Here is a 17990-nt window from a genome sequence, read left to right as displayed (position 1 = left end):
CCGACGACACGCGTGACCGGTGAGAAATGAAAGGTGACATCGACCATGGCTCAAAGCTATCTTGGCCAAAAACGTTTGCGCAGATACTTCGGCAAAATTCGCGAAGTTCTGGACATGCCAAACCTCATTGAGGTTCAAAAATCCTCTTATGATCTGTTCCTGAAATCAGGTGATCAGCCGCAGCCACTGGATGGCGAAGGTATCATGGGAGTTTTCCAATCGGTATTCCCGATCAAGGACTTTAACGAAACCAGCATTCTGGAATTCGTCAGCTATGAGCTGGAGAAACCGAAGTACGACGTTGAAGAATGTATGCAACGTGACATGACGTACAGCGCACCTTTGAAGGTGACGCTGCGTTTGATCGTGTTTGATATCGACGAAGATACCGGTGCTAAATCGGTCAAAGACATCAAAGAGCAAGACGTCTTTATGGGCGATATGCCACTGATGACGCCAAACGGCACATTTGTTGTAAACGGCACCGAGCGGGTGATCGTTTCGCAGATGCACCGCTCGCCTGGTGTGTTCTTTGATCACGACAAGGGAAAAACCCACTCTTCGGGAAAATTGCTTTTTGCTTGCCGTATTATCCCATATCGTGGCAGCTGGCTGGACTTTGAGTTCGACGCCAAAGACATCGTGTTTGCGCGCATCGACCGTCGTCGGAAGTTGCCTGTAACAACCTTGCTGTATTCGCTGGGCCTGGATCAAGAAGGCATCATGGATGCCTACTATGACACGGTTAACTTCAAGCTGAAGAAGAACAAAGGTTGGGCAACCAAGTTCTTCCCAGAGCGGGTTCGCGGTACGCGCCCTCTGTTTGATTTAGTTGACGCCAAATCCGGTGAAGTGATTGCTGAATCAGGCAAGAAGGTTACCCCACGCGCGGTTAAGAAGCTGATCGATGAAGGTGAAGTCACTGAACTGCTGGTTCCGTTTGAGCATATCGTCGGCAAGTTTGTTGCCAAGGATATCATCAACGAAGAAACTGGCGCGATCTATGTCGAAGCTGGTGATGAGCTGACGCTAGAGCGCGACAAAGACGGCGACGTGATCGGTGGATCCCTGCAAGAGCTTCTGGACGCTGGTGTAACTGATATTCCGGTTCTGGATATCGATAACATCAATGTCGGCCCCTACATGCGTAATACCATGGCGGCAGACAAAAACATGAGCCGCGAAACCGCGCTTATGGATATCTACCGCGTTATGCGCCCGGGCGAGCCGCCCACCGTAGAAGCGGCTTCGGCTCTCTTTGACACGCTGTTCTTTGATAGTGAGCGCTATGATCTGTCGGCTGTTGGCCGGGTTAAGATGAACATGCGTCTTGATCTGGATGCACCAGACACGCTGCGCACTTTGCGCCGCGAAGATATTGTTGCTTGTATCAAAGCATTGGTTGAACTGCGCGATGGCCGTGGTGATATCGACGATATTGACCACCTTGGTAACCGTCGTGTGCGTTCCGTTGGCGAGCTGATGGAAAACCAGTACCGTGTAGGCCTGCTGCGTATGGAACGCGCGATCAAAGAGCGTATGTCCAGTGTCGAAATCGACACCGTTATGCCGCAAGATCTGATCAACGCGAAACCCGCCGCTGCTGCGGTACGTGAATTCTTCGGCTCTTCGCAGCTGTCACAGTTCATGGACCAAACCAACCCATTGTCTGAAGTGACGCACAAGCGTCGCTTGTCAGCGCTTGGGCCCGGTGGTCTGACCCGTGAACGTGCTGGTTTTGAGGTGCGCGACGTTCACGCCACGCACTATGGTCGTATGTGTCCGATTGAAACGCCCGAAGGTCCAAACATTGGTTTGATCAACTCGCTGGCGACATTCGCACGGGTGAACAAATACGGCTTTATCGAAACGCCTTATCGTAAGGTGATCGAAGGTCACGTGACCGATGACGTGCAGTACATGTCAGCAACCGAAGAAATGCGCCACACTGTTGCGCAGGCCAACGCGACGCTGGATGAAAACGGCAACTTCATCAATGATCTGGTTTCGACCCGTCAATCCGGTGAATACATGCTTGCCCCACGCGAGAATGTTGACCTGATCGACGTTTCGCCCAAGCAGTTGGTCTCGGTTGCGGCTTCGCTTATTCCGTTCCTGGAAAACGATGACGCCAACCGCGCTCTGATGGGTTCGAACATGCAACGTCAGGCGGTTCCAACCCTGCGTTCCGAGGCTCCGCTTGTCGGGACTGGGATCGAAGGTGTTGTTGCACGCGACTCTGGTGCGTCAATCATGGCAAAACGTGGCGGCATTATCGACCAAGTTGATGCCCAGCGTATCGTTGTTCGTGCGACTGAGGATCTGGAACTGGGTGATGCGGGCGTAGACATCTACCGTCTGCGTAAATTCCAGCGTTCAAACCAGAACACATGTATCAACCAGCGTCCGCTGGTGAAGGTGGGTGATACGGTTGGCAAAGGCGAAGTTATTGCTGATGGTCCAAGCACCGACATGGGTGAACTAGCCTTGGGTAAAAACGTGGTCGTCGCGTTTATGCCTTGGAACGGTTACAACTACGAAGACTCGATCCTGATTTCAGAGCGTATTGCTCGTGATGATGTCTTTACTTCGGTACACATCGAAGAATTCGAAGTTGCGGCCCGTGACACAAAGCTTGGCCCTGAAGAGATCACTCGCGACATTCCGAACGTCGGTGAAGAAGCGCTGCGCAACCTCGACGAGGCTGGCATCGTTTACATCGGTGCGGATGTTGAGCCGGGCGATATTCTGGTTGGTAAAATCACCCCCAAAGGTGAATCGCCAATGACACCCGAAGAGAAACTGCTGCGGGCGATCTTTGGCGAAAAAGCCAGCGATGTGCGTGATACTTCTCTGCGCGTTAAGCCAGGTGACTTCGGGACTGTTGTTGAGGTTCGTGTCTTCAACCGCCACGGCGTTGAAAAAGACGAACGTGCCCTGCAGATCGAGCGTGAAGAGGTCGAACGTCTGGCCCGTGACCGTGATGACGAGCTGGCCATTCTGGATCGCAACATCTACGCCCGTCTGAAATCTATGGTTCTGGGTAAAGTGGCTGTCAAAGGTCCAAAAGGTGTGAAGCCGAACTCGGAAGTCACCGAAGAGCTGCTGGAAACTCTGACCAAAGGTCAGTGGTGGCAGCTGGCGCTGAAAGACGAGAAAGACGCACAGATCGTCGAAGCCCTGAACGAGCAATATGAGGCGCAAAAGCGCGTTCTGGATGCCCGTTTTGAGGACAAAGTCGAGAAAGTCCGTCGCGGCGATGACCTTCCACCGGGTGTGATGAAGATGGTCAAAGTCTTTATCGCGGTGAAGCGTAAGCTACAGCCGGGTGACAAAATGGCCGGTCGTCACGGGAACAAAGGTGTTATTTCCAAGGTCGTACCGATGGAAGACATGCCGTTCCTGGCCGATGGTACGCCAGTTGACTTCTGTTTGAACCCGCTGGGTGTTCCGTCACGGATGAACGTTGGTCAGATCCTTGAAACCCACATGGGTTGGGCCGCTCGCGGTCTGGGGATCAACGTTGACGAGGCTCTGAAAGAGTACCGTCGTTCCGGTGATCTGACGCCAGTTCGTGAAGCGATGCGTATTGCTTATGGCGATGAGGTCTACGACGAAGGCATCAGCGACATGGACGAGCGTTCGCTGGTCGAAGCCGCGGGCAATGTCACTCACGGTGTTCCGATTGCCACACCAGTGTTTGACGGTGCGAAAGAAGCCGACGTTAACGATGCGCTGCGACGTGCAGGCTTTAGCGAAAGCGGACAGTCGGTCTTGTTTGATGGTCGCTCGGGTGAGCAATTCGCCCGTCCGGTGACAGTGGGTGTTAAATACCTGCTGAAACTGCACCACCTTGTTGATGACAAGATTCACGCACGTTCAACTGGACCTTACTCGCTTGTTACACAGCAGCCGCTGGGTGGTAAGGCGCAGTTCGGTGGTCAGCGTTTCGGGGAAATGGAAGTCTGGGCTCTGGAAGCTTATGGCGCTGCATATACCCTGCAGGAAATGCTGACTGTGAAGTCGGACGATGTGGCCGGCCGGACCAAAGTCTACGAATCGATCGTCAAGGGCGAAGACAACTTCGAGGCCGGTGTGCCCGAGTCGTTCAACGTTCTCGTGAAAGAAGTTCGTGGCCTTGGCCTGAATATGGAACTCCTGGACTCGGAGGAAGGTGAGTAAGGGCGAGAATATCGCCCCACTCTACCCCCTCTGACCGAATTCAAGGATTTGAAAATGAACCAGGAACTGACAAACAACCCGTTCAACCCGAACACCCCTGCAAAGGCGTTCGATGAGATCCGCGTCTCTCTGGCTAGCCCAGAGCGCATTCTCAGCTGGTCGTATGGTGAGATCAAAAAGCCAGAAACCATCAACTATCGGACGTTCAAGCCCGAGCGTGATGGTCTGTTCTGCGCACGTATCTTTGGCCCGATCAAAGATTACGAATGTCTGTGTGGCAAATATAAGCGGATGAAATATCGCGGCGTTGTCTGCGAAAAATGCGGTGTCGAAGTCACACTGCAAAAAGTCCGTCGTGAGCGCATGGGCCACATCGAATTAGCTGCGCCTTGCGCCCACATCTGGTTTCTGAAGTCGCTGCCTTCGCGCATCGGCCTGATGCTGGACATGACCCTGCGTGATCTGGAGCGGGTTCTCTACTTTGAGAACTACGTGGTGATCGAACCCGGCCTGACAGACCTGACTTATGGTCAGATGCTGTCTGAGGAAGAGTTCATGGATGCGGAAGATGCTTACGGCATGGATGCATTCACCGCCAACATCGGTGCTGAAGCCATCCGCGAGATGCTGCAAAACATTGATCTGGAAGGCGAAGCTGAGCAACTGCGCGCTGAGCTGAAAGAAGCCACTGGCGAGCTGAAACCAAAGAAGATCATCAAACGTCTGAAAGTGGTCGAAAGCTTCATCGAATCCGGTAACCGTCCGGAATGGATGGTTCTGACAGTGATTCCGGTCATTCCTCCAGAGCTGCGCCCACTGGTGCCGCTAGATGGTGGTCGTTTCGCGACCTCAGACCTGAACGATCTGTATCGTCGTGTGATCAACCGGAATAACCGTCTGAAGCGTTTGATTGAACTGCGTGCGCCTGACATCATTGTCCGTAACGAAAAGCGGATGCTGCAGGAATCTGTTGATGCGCTGTTCGACAACGGCCGTCGTGGTCGCGTGATCACCGGTGCCAACAAGCGTCCGCTGAAATCGCTGTCTGACATGCTGAAAGGTAAGCAGGGTCGTTTCCGTCAAAACCTTTTGGGTAAACGGGTCGACTTCTCTGGCCGTTCGGTGATTGTGACGGGTCCGGAACTTAAGCTGCACCAATGTGGCCTGCCGAAAAAGATGGCGCTCGAGCTGTTCAAGCCGTTCATCTATTCACGTCTGGAGGCCAAAGGTCTGTCCAGCACCGTGAAACAGGCGAAGAAGCTGGTTGAAAAAGAACGTCCCGAAGTTTGGGACATCCTTGACGAGGTGATCCGCGAACACCCTGTCATGCTGAACCGTGCGCCTACACTGCACCGTTTGGGCATTCAGGCGTTTGAGCCGGTTCTGATCGAAGGGAAAGCTATTCAGCTGCACCCACTGGTCTGTTCCGCCTTTAACGCTGACTTTGACGGTGACCAAATGGCCGTGCACGTCCCACTGAGCTTAGAGGCTCAATTGGAAGCGCGCGTTCTGATGATGTCCACGAACAACGTTCTGTCGCCTGCAAACGGCGCACCGATCATTGTTCCATCGCAGGATATGATTCTTGGTCTGTACTATACGTCGATCATGCGTGAAGGCATGAAAGGCGAAGGTATGATCTTCTCGTCTATCGATGAAGTTCAGCACGCATTGGACGCAGGCGAAGTTCACCTGCACGCTAAAATCACCGCTCGCATTCCCCAGTTTGATGGGGAAGGCAATCAGGTGTTCGAACGTGTGGAAACCACGCCGGGTCGTGTTCGTCTGGGCGCATTGCTGCCAAAGAACGTCAAGGCTCCATTCAGCCTAGTCAACAAACTGCTGCGCAAGAAAGAAGTGCAACAGGTGATTGACACCGTCTACCGTTACTGCGGTCAGAAAGAGTCAGTTATCTTCTGTGACCAGATCATGACCATGGGTTTCCGTGAGGCTTTCAAAGCTGGGATTTCCTTTGGTAAAGACGACATGGTCATTCCAGAAACCAAATGGCCAATCGTTGAAGAAACTCGCGGTCAGGTCAAAGGTTTCGAGCAACAGTACATGGACGGTCTGATCACTCAGGGTGAGAAGTACAACAAAGTGGTTGATGCCTGGTCGAAGTGTAACGACCAAGTTACTGACGCCATGATGGGTACGATCTCGGCTGAGCGCACAGATGAAAACGGGGCAGTGATGGAGCCGAACTCGGTTTACATGATGGCTCACTCTGGTGCGCGTGGCTCGGTCACTCAGATGAAACAGCTGGGCGGTATGCGTGGTCTGATGGCCAAACCAAACGGCGACATCATCGAGACACCGATTATCTCGAACTTTAAAGAAGGTCTGACCGTTCTTGAGTACTTCAACTCAACCCACGGTGCCCGTAAGGGTCTGTCGGATACCGCTCTGAAAACAGCGAACTCGGGATACCTGACCCGTCGTTTGGTTGACGTGGCACAAGACTGTATCGTTCGTGATATTGATTGTGGCACAGATCGTGCGATCACTGCTGAAGCGGCTGTTAATGATGGCGAAGTTGTTGCTTCTCTGGCCGAGCGTGTGCTGGGCCGTGTGGCTGCCGAGGACATTGTTAACCCATCAACCGGTGAAGTTCTGGTTACTGAAGGTCAGCTGATCGACGAACTGACCTCGGATGCTATAGATGTTGCTGCAGTTCAAACGGCACGTATCCGTAGCCCGCTGACCTGTGAAGCCGATGATGGTGTTTGTGCAATGTGCTATGGTCGTGACCTGGCACGCGGTACAATGGTCAACACTGGCGAAGCTGTCGGTATCATTGCGGCGCAGTCAATCGGTGAACCTGGTACACAGTTGACGATGCGGACCTTCCACATCGGTGGCGTTGCTCAGGGTGGTCAGCAGTCCTACCTCGAAGCCAGCCAAGAGGGCACCATTTCATTCGAAGGGGCACAAACCCTTGAGAATTCTCGTGGTGAAACTTTGGTTATGGGCCGGAACATGAAGTTGCGGATCATGGGTGAAGATGGCGCAGAGCTTGCCAATCACAAGGTTGGTTATGGCTCCAAACTGTTTGTCAAAGATGGCGACAAGATCAGCCGTGGCGACAAGCTGTTTGAATGGGATCCCTACACTCTGCCGATCATCGCCGAGAAGAGCGGTACTGCGAAGTTCGTTGATCTGATTTCAGGTGTTGCTGTTCGTGACGTGACCGACGATGCCACTGGTATGACGCAGAAGATCGTGACCGACTGGCGCGCCGCGCCAAAAGGCAACGAGCTGAAGCCTGAGATCCTGATCGCAGATAGCAATGGTGAACCTGTTCGTAACGATGCAGGTAATCCGGTTACGTATCCGATGTCAGTCGACGCAATTCTGTCGATTGAAGAAGGTCAGGAGGTTCATGCAGGTGATGTTGTGGCACGTATTCCACGTGAAGGTGCCAAGACCAAAGACATTACCGGTGGTCTGCCACGTGTTGCCGAACTCTTTGAAGCGCGCCGTCCAAAGGACCACGCGATCATCGCCGAAATCGATGGTTACGTGCGTTACGGTCGCGACTACAAGAACAAGCGCCGTATCAGCATCGAGCCAGCGGACGAGTCGATGGAACCTGTCGAATACATGGTGCCCAAGGGTAAGCACATCCCGGTTGTCGAAGGTGACTTCGTTCAAAAGGGTGACTACATCATGGATGGTAACCCAGCACCGCACGACATCCTGAGCATCATGGGTGTTGAGGCGCTGGCGAACTATATGATCGACGAAGTTCAGGACGTTTATCGCCTGCAAGGTGTGAAGATCAACGATAAACATATCGAGGTTATCGTTCGTCAGATGTTGCAGAAATGGGAGATCCAGGACAGTGGCGACACAACGCTGCTGAAAGGTGAAAACGTTGACAAGGCCGAGTTTGACGCGGCCAACGAAAAGGCGTTGTCCAAAGCTGGTCGTCCGGCACAAGGTGAGCCGATCCTTCTGGGGATCACTAAGGCAAGCCTGCAGACACGTTCGTTCATCTCAGCAGCGTCGTTCCAGGAAACCACGCGTGTTCTGACCGAAGCTTCGGTTCAGGGTAAACGCGATAAACTGGTCGGCCTGAAAGAGAACGTCATCGTTGGCCGTTTGATCCCAGCCGGGACCGGTGGTGCCACGCTGGACATGCGTCAGGTTGCTCAGCAACGTGACAACGTCGTGATCGAAGCGCGCCGTGAAGAAGCAGAAGTTGCTGCAGCACTTGCAGCCCCTTCAGCAGATGATCTTTCTGCTGCGGGTGACGACTTTGAGGTCTTCATGGACCAACCGGAAAGCCGTGAAGATTAATCTTCAATGCTGTAAGATAGAAAAGCCCCGCCATTTGGCGGGGCTTTTTTTGTTGGTGAATGGCTCTTTCGCTCATAACGAAATCTTTTGAAGGGGCAGAAAACGTCTGATTATCTCACCACAATAGGTGCGAATTTCTATAGATCCTTCACAAGTCGAAGTGCATCATAGATCGCCGCATGCGTATTGCGGGCGGAAACGGCGTCACCTATGCGGAAGAGTTGGAATACGCCTGTTTCATTCCGTGTAATGGTTTGAGGCTCACCTGTTATCAAAGCGTCATGATCGACGGCCCCCTGATTTGAGCTTAGGCTTTTGAGGTCAAAATACAGTTCATCCAAGGGCAATGTCCCATAATTTAGGATGACTTGATCGTAGTCATTTTTGTGGAAATGGTCGCTGTAATCAGTGCCGATTGTTGCGGTTAATTTGTTGCCGATGCGCTCTACCCTCAGCAAGCGGCGGGTCACGGTGAAGGTGACATCTTTGTCTTGTAACGACCGCATATAAGGAACCAGGTTCATTGCCATAATATCCGGGGCAAAGGTGCGATCAGGCGTCATCACTTCGACTTTGGCGCCGCTTGCCGCAGCGATTTCGGCTGCTTGCAATGCTGGATGGTCACCACTTTCGTCATAGATCAAGACGTTTTGTGCGGGCTTTACATCACCTGAAATAATATCCCATGAGGTCACGGTGTGAGGTGTGCCGACGCCTGCTTCAAACAGCTCTGTATTAGGCATGCCACCCGTGGCGATGATCACAACATCGGGGTTGAGGTCGATGACGTCCTTGGCCTCGGCCCATGTGTTGAAATGAAAAATCACATCACGTGCGGCGCATTGTGCCATGCGCCAATCAATAATTGAGATCATTTCACGCCGGCGGGGGCTTTGAGCCGTAAGACGAATTTGACCTCCTGGGTCAGGCTGGGCTTCAAAAACAGTCACAGCATGGCCGCGCTCTGCAGCAACGCGCGCGGCCTCAAGCCCTGCAGGACCTGCCCCAACGATCACGATACTACGTTTGCTGATGGCTGGTTCGATTTCATGCGGCATCGTTAGTTCGCGGCCCGTCGCTGCGTTGTGAATACATAGGGCATCACCCGCCTGATATATCCGATCAAGGCAGTAGGTGGCACCAACACAGGGGCGAATATCCTCTTCGCGACCTTCCATTATCTTCTTGACCACATGAGGATCGGCCATATGGGCTCTGGTCATTCCAACCATGTCCAAAAGACCTGCCTCGACAGCATAGCGAGCGGTTGCGACATCAGGGATTTTTGCCGCATGGAACGTGGGCATGCCTGTGAGTTTCTTGACCTGCCCAGCGAAATCAAGATGCGGAGCATTGGCCATGCCCTGCACAGGGATCACATCGGTCATGGCCGGGTCGGTATGAATGCGGCCACGTACAACATTTAAAAAATCAAGCTGACCGGTTGCTGCAAGCTTTTGGGAGATTTCCAATCCATCTTCGATGGTGATGCCCCCGCGCTGCGCCTCGTCAGCCGTGTAACGGAATCCAACGATGAAATCAGTGCCGACGCGTTTGCGAATGGCCCCCAAAACATCAAGAGGAAACCGCATCCGGTTTTCTAAGGTATCTGCCCCATAGGGACCAACCAAATCATTGGTGAGTGGTGACCAAAATTGATCCAGCAAGTGGCCATAGACCTGCAATTCAATGCCATCCATGCCACCTGCTTTCATGCGCTCAGCCGCGTCCGCAAAGTCAGTGATGATCCTGTCGATGTCCCAGTCTTCGATCAATTTTGGAAACGCGCGATGAGCGGGCTCTCGGTGTTTCGACGACGACACTGATGGCAACCAATTACCTTTGTTCCACGTCGTTCGCCGACCAAGGTGAGTGAGCTGGATCATAACTGCGCAACCATGCTCGTGGCAGCCGTCTGTCAGATGCTGTATCCACGGAACCACCTCGTCTTTGTAGGCGAGAATATTGTTGAAGACTGGCGGACTGTCCTTGGATACTGCGGCAGAGCCTGCCGTCATCGCAAGGGCCACGCCTGCCTTTGCCCGTTCCGCGTGATAAGCCCGATAGCGATCCTTTGGCATTCCGTCTTCTGGATATGCGGGCTCATGACTGGTGGTCATGATCCTGTTTTTCAGCGTGAGATGCTTGAGTTGGTAGGGCTGCATCAATGGGTCTTTGGACATTTCAGCTTGCTCCAGGTTGGGGTTGGCGGGCTTGACAGATATGTCAGTTCGGTATCTTGGTGCAATTGACATAAGTGTCAAGTCAATTTAACTTACCTCATGTCCACACTCTCTCGCCCACCCGGTTCCAAAGACCTTTGGCTGAATGCTGCCTATGACTTGTTGATAGAAGGCGGCGTTGACGCGGTGAAAATTATGCCGCTAGCTAAGCGCCTCAACCTGACACGCACTGGGTTTTATTGGTATTTCAAGGATATCGCTGAACTCCACCGTGCAATGATTCAGCGTTGGGAGGCCAAAAATACGGGTAACTTAATTGAACAATGCGAGTTGGAAGCCGCAAGCATCTGCGAATCCCTCTTTAATCTGATGGATTGCTGGCTCGTTCCTACGCTTTTTGATGCGCGGCTTGATCTGGCTATTCGTAATTGGTCGCGCGTCGATTCGGACCTTCAACAACGGGTCAAAGAAGCAGACAATCGCCGAATAGAGGCAATCGCGCGGATGTTTAAGCGCTACGGGTATTCTGAGGAGCAGGCCGATGTGTCTAGCCTAACCGTCATTTACACGCAGATCGGATATATCTCGATGCACAGATTAGAAAGCCGAGAGGAGCGGCTTGCACGCGTTCCACATTACGTCGAGCTTTTCTCAGGCATCCGCCCTACCGCGCGGGAAGTGGTTAACTTTAATGACCGCCATCAAAAGAGCATCGAATAGGCAATCGTAGATACGTTAAAGCGGTGGTTTGCTTTATTGTTTATAGGCCCGTTCTGTGGATACACTAGCGGTGGGTATTGGTTGCCATACTAATGAAAAATCAGCCTCATCAATCGATGAATTTATGACTTACGGGCATGCGGTTTTCAGCAAGGTTTGAGCCGCAGACTTTGCATTCTTCGCGGGGTTTTCACCAAATCCCATCACGGCAGTGATGATCGCGCCCTCTTTCAATAGCATGAACTGACTTGCCAAAGTTTCGGGATCGGCCGCGCCCGCCCGGTTCGCCACATTACGCAGATGTTCAAGCAATAGGCGTTTATGATTGGCTGACTGTTGGTGGATCGGGTTGTTATGTTCTTGAAATTCAGCGCTGGCTTTGATGAACATGCAGCCGCGGAATTCAGGTTTGGCAAACCATTCTTCCAGCACGTCAAAAACAGCCAGAAGCTGCCCCCGAGGCGTGTCGGACAATTCTTCCATGCGTTGGCAGAACCATGTCCTGAACAATTCGTCACGCAATTGCAGCGCTGCCAGGATCAGGTCATCCTTGGTTTTGAAATGTTTGTACATTGATGTCTTTGACACACCGGTTTCAGCCACGAGCCTGTCCATGCCAGTGGCGTGAAAACCGTTACGATAAAACACGTCAAGAGCTTTACGAACAAGTTCATCCCGCTTGTTGGGGCGCATCAAAGGTTCCTTGTCTTGTCAGACATCAGGGTAAAAGAGCCAGGCCACGAATGTCTAGCCCCAGGTTGGGTGATACCGGCCAGCGGGAGACAGGGTGAAGATTTCAAAACCGTTCGCAGTGACCCCGATGGAGTGTTCAAATTGCGCAGACAGAGATTTGTCGCGTGTCACGGCAGTCCAATCGTCAGCCAGTACCTTGGTTTCTGAACGGCCCAAATTGACCATCGGCTCGATTGTGAAGAACATACCTTCTTCCAGTACCGGGCCGGTGCCCGCGCGCCCATAGTGCAAGACGTTTGGAGGCGAATGGAATACCCGTCCCAGACCATGGCCACAGAAATCACGGACTACCGCCATGCGGTGACCTTCGACAAAGCTTTGAATGGCATGGCCGATATCACCAAAGGTATTGCCTGGCTTGACGGCTTCAATGCCTTTGAACAGCGCGTCATGCGTGACTTGAATTAGGCGCTCGGACTTGCGGCTCAACTTGCCTGCAACATACATACGTGAAGTGTCACCAAACCAGCCGTCGACGATGACCGTGACATCAATGTTCAGAATGTCACCATCTTTCAGCTTTTTGTCACCTGGGATACCATGACAGACCACATGGTTGACGCTGATGCAGCTGGCGTGGCGATAACCCTTATAGCCAATTGTGGCGGATTTTGCACCTGCATCATTGACCCTGTCTTCGATGATGCGATCAATCTCGCCTGTGGTTTGGCCGACAAAGACATGTTCGGAAATTTCGTCAAGGATGCGCGCAGCCAGTTCACCAGCTTTGTGCATGCCTGCAAAATCTGCATCACTATGGATGCGGATGCCGTCGCGTGTCAGTCTGCCGCGGTGTTCTTCGTTCACGTCGAATCCTCGTCAAAAGGTGTGGTCTTTGTCTCTATTTATGATGGATCAAGCCAAAGGGCCAGAGCGGGAAATCATTCAACGGGAAGACGGTTCCGGATCAGAATCTCTTGCGGTGAAATCGCAGTGTCATAGGCGATGGTTTCCAACCTGGCCTTGAGGGCTGCGCGATAGGCCTCTGCATAGGTTGGGTCGATATCTGTGGCGATGCTAACGGATGCGCAATCAGTACGCTGAACAAGGTATAGGAGCACAGCGCGCTGTCCTTGCCCAGCTACCTTGGCCAATTCGCCTAAGTGTTTGGCACCACGAGCGGTGACACTATCGGGGAATTCAGCCAGTCTGGCGGTGCGGCAAAGCGTGACGGATTTCACCTCGACATAAACATCAGGCAAGCCTGTTTGCTGTAACAGAAAATCAATCCGGCTGTTTTCACCGTATTTCTGTTCCGGCAAAATAGTCTCATATTCGGCAAGTTCGGGGATTTCACGTGCCATCAAGGCCGCGCGTAAGGCGCGGTTGGGCAGGCTGGTATCGACTCCGGTGAAATGCCCGTTTTCATGATCAACCAAGCGCCAACCATATTTTAGCTTTTTCTTTGGATCATCATTTGGCTCGACCCAAATCCGCATGCCGGGTGTCGCCAGTCCCATCATTGATCCGGGGTTGGCGCAGTGGGCGGTGACCTCTTGCCCGTCCTCCAGTTGGATATCCGCGAGAAAGCGTTTGTAACGACGGATCAGTGTGGCGGGGATAAGAGGGGTTTGAAAGCGCATGCCAAGCGGCCTATACCGATCATGACCGCCATTCAAGGAGTGCGTGATGCCAAACCCAACTGCTGCCATGCTTGTGATCGGGGATGAAATTCTGTCAGGGCGCACGCGTGATGCCAATATGCACCATCTGGCGGGCGAGTTGACCAAGGCAGCGATTGATTTGGCTGAAGTGCGCGTGGTCAGCGATGATCCCGATGCTATTACAGCTGCAGTTAAAGCACTCAGCCGGTCCTACACCCACGTGTTTACCTCGGGTGGGATTGGCCCCACACATGATGATATCACCGCAGACAACGTTGCCCGTGCCTTTGATTGCTCGATTGATGTGCGCGCCGATGCGCGGGCATTGCTAGAGGCGCATTACGCCCGTACTGGGCTGGAGATCAACGAGGCCCGCCTGCGCATGGCCCGCATTCCCGATGGCGCCAGTTTGATTGATAACCCGATCAGCACAGCTCCCGGCTTTACGATCGAAAATGTGCATGTAATGGCCGGAGTTCCCGCGATATTTGAAGCCATGCTTGCCGATGTTTTGCCGCGCTTGACTGGTGGACAACCAGTTCTGTCGCAATCTTTGCAGGTTTTGCGAGGCGAGGGTGACATTGCCGGTCCATTGGCAGAATTGGCGACCCAATACTCAGACTTGTCAATCGGATCTTATCCGTTTCAGATGGATGGCCGGTTTGGCTCAAACATCGTTGTGCGGGGCCACGATGGGGCGTTGATCGATGCGGCGATGGCCGAACTGAACAGGATTTTCCCACAATGATGCCAAATGTTAAGACAGTATATGACGTTCTGGAGCGCACATGGCCGGCAGCAGGTTATGCGCTGCAGGGGCCTTGGCAAATCCGGTATGGCAAAGGTGGGGGAAAACGGGTTTGCGCTGCAACTCTTGATGGGACGCTAACTGCGGATGCATTACCTGGCGCTGAGCGGGCGATGCAAGTTTTGGGACAAGTATCGTTGTTCATGGTCCGGCATGGCGAATATGCTCTGGATACCTTGCTTGCCGGACAGGGGTATCAAGTTATTGATCCCGTCAATATCTACGTTGGTGCAACCGCGCCTTTGGCATTGCAGCCGCCGCGTACCGCAAGTTTTGCCATCTGGGAACCGATGGCCATTCAGGTAGATATCTGGGCGCAAGGCGGCATTGGTCCAGCGCGCATGGATGTCATGCGCCGTGTTCAAGGGCCCAAAACATCGCTTTTTGGTCGGTCAGACAGCCGCCCGGCGGCGACCGGCTTTGTTGCGATTCATGACGGTATTGCGATGGTACATGCACTTGAAGTGCTGTCACGTCATCGCCGCTCGGGGATGGGGCGTTACCTGATGCAGCAGGCGGCGCTTTGGGCGCAAGAACAGGGCGCGAGCCACATTTCTGCCGTTTGCACTAAAGAAAACACAAGCGCGAATGCGCTTTATACTGATCTGGGGATGACGCAGGTGGGCGGTTATCACTATCGGCTGAAACAGGAGTTGACCGAATGACTTCAAACAACGACCTTCCCACGGCACTTGATCTTCCTATGGTGGTTCCACTGCCTGAGGACACACAGAAATATTTTGATGTCTGTGTGGATAAGCTGGGGATGGTGCCGAATGTGCTAAAGGCCTACGCCTTTGACATTGATAAGCTCAACGCCTTTGCTGCCATGTATAACAATCTAATGCTGGCTGATAGCGGGTTGAGTAAGCTAGAGCGTGAAATGATCGCAGTTGTTGTCAGCTCGATTAACCGGTGCTGGTACTGTCAGGTGGCGCATGGTGCAGCGGTTCGGGCTTTATCTGGTAAACCGGAGCTGGGCGAGGCGATGGTGATGAACTGGCGCATGGCGGATCTGGATGCCCGACAGCACGCAATGTTACTGTTTTCTGAAAAGGTCACAAAGTCCAGCGCAGAGATTGAAGAACGTGATCGTCAGGCGCTCAGGGTTGTTGGGTTTACTGAGCGTGACATCTGGGACATTGTCAGCGTGGTTGGTTTTTTCAATATGTCTAACAGAATGGCTAGTGCAACTGGGATGCGGCCGAATCCAGAGTATCATGGACAGGCGCGCTGAGCAGTGAGAAATACGAGTTTATGGATGTGGAGTGTAGCCGGAGTGTTGGCCATTTGCGCGGGACCTGCCGCAACGCTTGAGCTGACGATGCCTGGAAATGCCAGGATAACAAGCGAAGTGACATCAGAAGCAGATAGCTATTTCTTTGCGACCGGCCCTTATGAGGGGCAGGCAGTTCCGTCGATTGAAAGCGAAGGTCGTATCATACAGCAAGCCTGGCGCTTGGAGGGAAGCGATCTGACGAGCCAGCAGATCATGTCGCCGATTTGGAAACAGCTGGAAAGTGCAGGATACAGTATCGTATTTGATTGCGTCGATACAGAATGCGGAAGCTTTGATTTCCGCTTTAATATTGCAGTGCTTGATGCGCCAGATATGTTCGTTGACCTGTATGACTTCAGATACTTGTCGGCTTACAAAGACGATAGATTAGGTGGAAAATCCTATGTCGCCCTTTTGGCGAGTCGAAGTGGTGCAGTGGGGCATGTGCAAATCGCACACAGCACACCGGCAGGCAGCGTTGAGCCAGAGATTGCAGCACAGATCATCGAAAGCCCGCAAGATGTAAAAGGGATTGTGACCGCGCTGGTGGCACAAGGCCATGTGGTGCTGGAAGACTTGGAGTTCGAGAGTGGCGCGGTGGCGCTTGGGGCTGGGCCTTATACATCCCTGTCTGACTTGGCACGTTATCTGACAGAAGAGAACACTCGGCGCGTGGCGTTGGTTGGCCATACAGATGCTACAGGGGGAGCGGATGCGAATGTTTTGCTGTCACGCCAAAGAGCTGCGGCAGTGGTGGAGCGCTTAGTTGATGCTCACGGTGTTGATAGGCTTCAGCTCGAGGCGAATGGAGTAGGGTATCTTTCGCCAATTGCGTCTAACCTGACGGCTGAAGGGCGCGAAGCCAACCGTAGGGTTGAGGCGGTGCACCTGAACACGGAGTAAAGCGAAATGGACGTATTATCGGCAAGTTTTGATAGCCCTTTGGGCATGGTCTCGGTTGACAGTCAGGCCGGTGAGATTGTTCAGCTCTATTGGGGAGTAAAAGCACATCAAGGACATGACAGATCACCGGAGCTGATTGAGGCGCAGCAACAGCTGACAGCTTACTTTGAGGGGCATTTAACTGTGTTTGACTTGCCGTTAAGTGTCAAAGGATCTGATTTCCAGCGCGCGGTCTGTGATGCGATGTCAGCTATCCCCTTGGGGGAGACACGAACTTATGGCGATTTGGCAAAAGGCCTTGATGCTTCAGCCCAGGCTGTTGGCAACGCTTGCGGGGGTAATCCAATCCCGATCATCATCCCTTGCCACCGGGTGTTGGGGGCGACGTCTCTGGGTGGGTTTTCTGGCGCCGGAGGGGTGGAAAGCAAGGTCTGGTTGCTGCGGCATGAGAATGCCGCCGGTTTGCTGATCTAGGAGGGATTATCGCATTTTCGGAATGATCTGCTGTGCGATACCGGCGAACAAAAGATAGACACTGGTCAATACCAAACCCCAATGCGCCCAGCTTTCAGGATGAAAATCGACCCAGGCGGCCCAGCCAGCAAAGAACGTCCAAGCAAGGGCAATGGGCAACGATAGCATGCGCCAGCGCTCGGTTCTGACCGGGTGGATAAACTTCAGTGGCAAGAACATCGCAATGGCGAGTGCTGTGACCAAGCATAGAATGACCCAGAAATTCGGCTGAATGGCGAAGATCACAAGAATGAGCATGTTCCAGCATCCGGGAAAGCCCGAAAAAGAATTGTCTTTGGTCTTCATCCGGGTATCCACGAAATACATCGCAGATGAGAAAGTAATGATGATGATCGCGAACCAACCGGTCCAGCCTGCCATCAGCCCTGATTTGAACAAGGCAAACGCCGGGATGAACACATAGGTCAGATAATCGATGATCAGATCAAGCATGACGCCGTCGAATTCAGGCGCGTTCTTTTTGACGTGATATTTGCGTGCTAGTGGGCCATCGATGCCATCAACGGCAAAGGCCACAACCAGCCACAAAAACATCAGGTCCCATTTGCCGTCTGCGGCGGCCAGCATGGACAACATCGCAAACACCGCACCGGTGGCGGTCAGCAGGTGTACGGACAGGGCTTTCATCTGATCAGTCATGCTGCGTGACATGACGGATCACAGCTATAATGACAAGCATCAGTTGCCAGCTTTGGCAAAGATATACTGATTGTGATGCTTAT

At 52.9% G+C, this 17990-nt stretch carries 13 protein-coding genes; 8 read left to right on the top strand and 5 right to left on the bottom strand.

The annotated features are described in order from the left end of the window. The first annotated feature begins 45 nt into the window (after positions 1–45). Together rpoB and rpoC are read left to right on the top strand one after the other, a co-directional pair. Complete coding sequence (gene rpoB / locus D9A02_RS18315) at positions 46–4182, top strand: DNA-directed RNA polymerase subunit beta (RefSeq protein ID WP_120502299.1); 4137 nt, start codon at positions 46–48, stop codon at positions 4180–4182. A 54-nt stretch (positions 4183–4236) separates the two neighbouring features. Beyond that, positions 4237–8484 carry a DNA-directed RNA polymerase subunit beta' gene (gene rpoC, locus D9A02_RS18310; protein ID WP_120502298.1) on the top strand — a complete coding sequence of 1416 codons (4248 nt, stop codon included), beginning with the start codon at positions 4237–4239 and terminating at the stop codon, positions 8482–8484. Positions 8485–8621: 137 nt separating this feature from the next. On the opposite strand, the gene D9A02_RS18305 is transcribed toward rpoC, so the two are convergent. Beyond that, positions 8622–10667, bottom strand: coding sequence for an NADH:flavin oxidoreductase (locus D9A02_RS18305; protein WP_120502629.1), 2046 nt, complete (start codon positions 10665–10667; stop codon positions 8622–8624). A gap of 99 nt (positions 10668–10766) precedes the next feature. Between D9A02_RS18305 and D9A02_RS18300 the strand changes: the two genes are divergently transcribed. After that, entirely contained in the window at positions 10767–11387 is a 621-nt protein-coding gene (locus D9A02_RS18300) for a TetR/AcrR family transcriptional regulator (RefSeq protein WP_120502297.1), read from the top strand. Positions 11388–11516: 129 nt separating this feature from the next. Here the strand turns inward: D9A02_RS18300 and D9A02_RS18295 are convergent, their stop codons facing one another. The 3 genes from D9A02_RS18295 to sfsA all read right to left on the bottom strand — a co-directional run bounded on the left by D9A02_RS18295 (position 11517) and on the right by sfsA (position 13723). Further along, complete coding sequence (locus D9A02_RS18295) at positions 11517–12080, bottom strand: TetR/AcrR family transcriptional regulator (RefSeq protein ID WP_120502296.1); 564 nt, start codon at positions 12078–12080, stop codon at positions 11517–11519. Between the two features lie 54 nt (positions 12081–12134). Then, positions 12135–12947, bottom strand: a complete 813-nt coding sequence (gene map / locus D9A02_RS18290; RefSeq protein ID WP_120502295.1) for a type I methionyl aminopeptidase — start codon at positions 12945–12947, stop codon at positions 12135–12137. Positions 12948–13021: 74 nt separating this feature from the next. Next, positions 13022–13723 (bottom strand): DNA/RNA nuclease SfsA, encoded by a 702-nt coding sequence (sfsA, locus tag D9A02_RS18285; RefSeq protein WP_120502628.1) that lies wholly within the window; start codon positions 13721–13723, stop codon positions 13022–13024. Positions 13724–13769: 46 nt separating this feature from the next. Between sfsA and D9A02_RS18280 the strand changes: the two genes are divergently transcribed. The 5 genes from D9A02_RS18280 to D9A02_RS18260 all read left to right on the top strand — a co-directional run bounded on the left by D9A02_RS18280 (position 13770) and on the right by D9A02_RS18260 (position 17208). After that, positions 13770–14492: a molybdopterin-binding protein gene (locus tag D9A02_RS18280; RefSeq protein WP_120502294.1), complete on the top strand. Its 723-nt coding sequence runs from the start codon at positions 13770–13772 to the stop codon at positions 14490–14492. Next, entirely contained in the window at positions 14489–15217 is a 729-nt protein-coding gene (locus D9A02_RS18275; protein ID WP_120502293.1) for an N-acetyltransferase, read from the top strand. The genes D9A02_RS18280 and D9A02_RS18275 overlap by 4 nt, the downstream gene beginning before the upstream one ends. Next, positions 15214–15789 (top strand): peroxidase-related enzyme, encoded by a 576-nt coding sequence (locus tag D9A02_RS18270; protein ID WP_120502292.1) that lies wholly within the window; start codon positions 15214–15216, stop codon positions 15787–15789. Before D9A02_RS18275 ends, D9A02_RS18270 begins: the two co-directional genes overlap by 4 nt. A 117-nt stretch (positions 15790–15906) precedes the next feature. Next, positions 15907–16734 carry an OmpA family protein gene (locus D9A02_RS18265; protein ID WP_254054673.1) on the top strand — a complete coding sequence of 276 codons (828 nt, stop codon included), beginning with the start codon at positions 15907–15909 and terminating at the stop codon, positions 16732–16734. A 6-nt stretch (positions 16735–16740) separates the two neighbouring features. Further along, positions 16741–17208: a methylated-DNA--[protein]-cysteine S-methyltransferase gene (locus D9A02_RS18260; protein ID WP_120502290.1), complete on the top strand. Its 468-nt coding sequence runs from the start codon at positions 16741–16743 to the stop codon at positions 17206–17208. Positions 17209–17214: 6 nt separating this feature from the next. Here the strand turns inward: D9A02_RS18260 and D9A02_RS18255 are convergent, their stop codons facing one another. Further along, on the bottom strand, positions 17215–17907 hold the full coding sequence (locus D9A02_RS18255) for a phosphatidylcholine/phosphatidylserine synthase (RefSeq protein WP_120502627.1): 693 nt from the start codon (positions 17905–17907) through the stop codon (positions 17215–17217). Between the last annotated feature and the right edge of the window lie 83 nt (positions 17908–17990).

The sequence above is a fragment of the Roseovarius sp. EL26 genome (assembly GCF_900327775.1).
Taxonomy (GTDB): domain Bacteria; phylum Pseudomonadota; class Alphaproteobacteria; order Rhodobacterales; family Rhodobacteraceae; genus Roseovarius.
This window is presented reverse-complemented; position numbering and strand designations above follow the sequence as displayed.

Coding starts and splice junctions, on each gene's coding strand:
- D9A02_RS18300 (WP_120502297.1), top strand. CDS start 10,767: ATGTCCACACTCTCTCGCCCACCCGGTTCCAAAGACCTTTGGCTGAAT.
- D9A02_RS18275 (WP_120502293.1), top strand. CDS start 14,489: ATGATGCCAAATGTTAAGACAGTATATGACGTTCTGGAGCGCACATGG.
- sfsA (WP_120502628.1), bottom strand. CDS start 13,723: ATGCGCTTTCAAACCCCTCTTATCCCCGCCACACTGATCCGTCGTTAC.
- D9A02_RS18255 (WP_120502627.1), bottom strand. CDS start 17,907: ATGACTGATCAGATGAAAGCCCTGTCCGTACACCTGCTGACCGCCACC.
- D9A02_RS18280 (WP_120502294.1), top strand. CDS start 13,770: ATGCCAAACCCAACTGCTGCCATGCTTGTGATCGGGGATGAAATTCTG.
- D9A02_RS18260 (WP_120502290.1), top strand. CDS start 16,741: ATGGACGTATTATCGGCAAGTTTTGATAGCCCTTTGGGCATGGTCTCG.
- D9A02_RS18270 (WP_120502292.1), top strand. CDS start 15,214: ATGACTTCAAACAACGACCTTCCCACGGCACTTGATCTTCCTATGGTG.
- rpoB (WP_120502299.1), top strand. CDS start 46: ATGGCTCAAAGCTATCTTGGCCAAAAACGTTTGCGCAGATACTTCGGC.
- D9A02_RS18295 (WP_120502296.1), bottom strand. CDS start 12,080: ATGCGCCCCAACAAGCGGGATGAACTTGTTCGTAAAGCTCTTGACGTG.
- rpoC (WP_120502298.1), top strand. CDS start 4,237: ATGAACCAGGAACTGACAAACAACCCGTTCAACCCGAACACCCCTGCA.
- D9A02_RS18305 (WP_120502629.1), bottom strand. CDS start 10,667: ATGTCCAAAGACCCATTGATGCAGCCCTACCAACTCAAGCATCTCACG.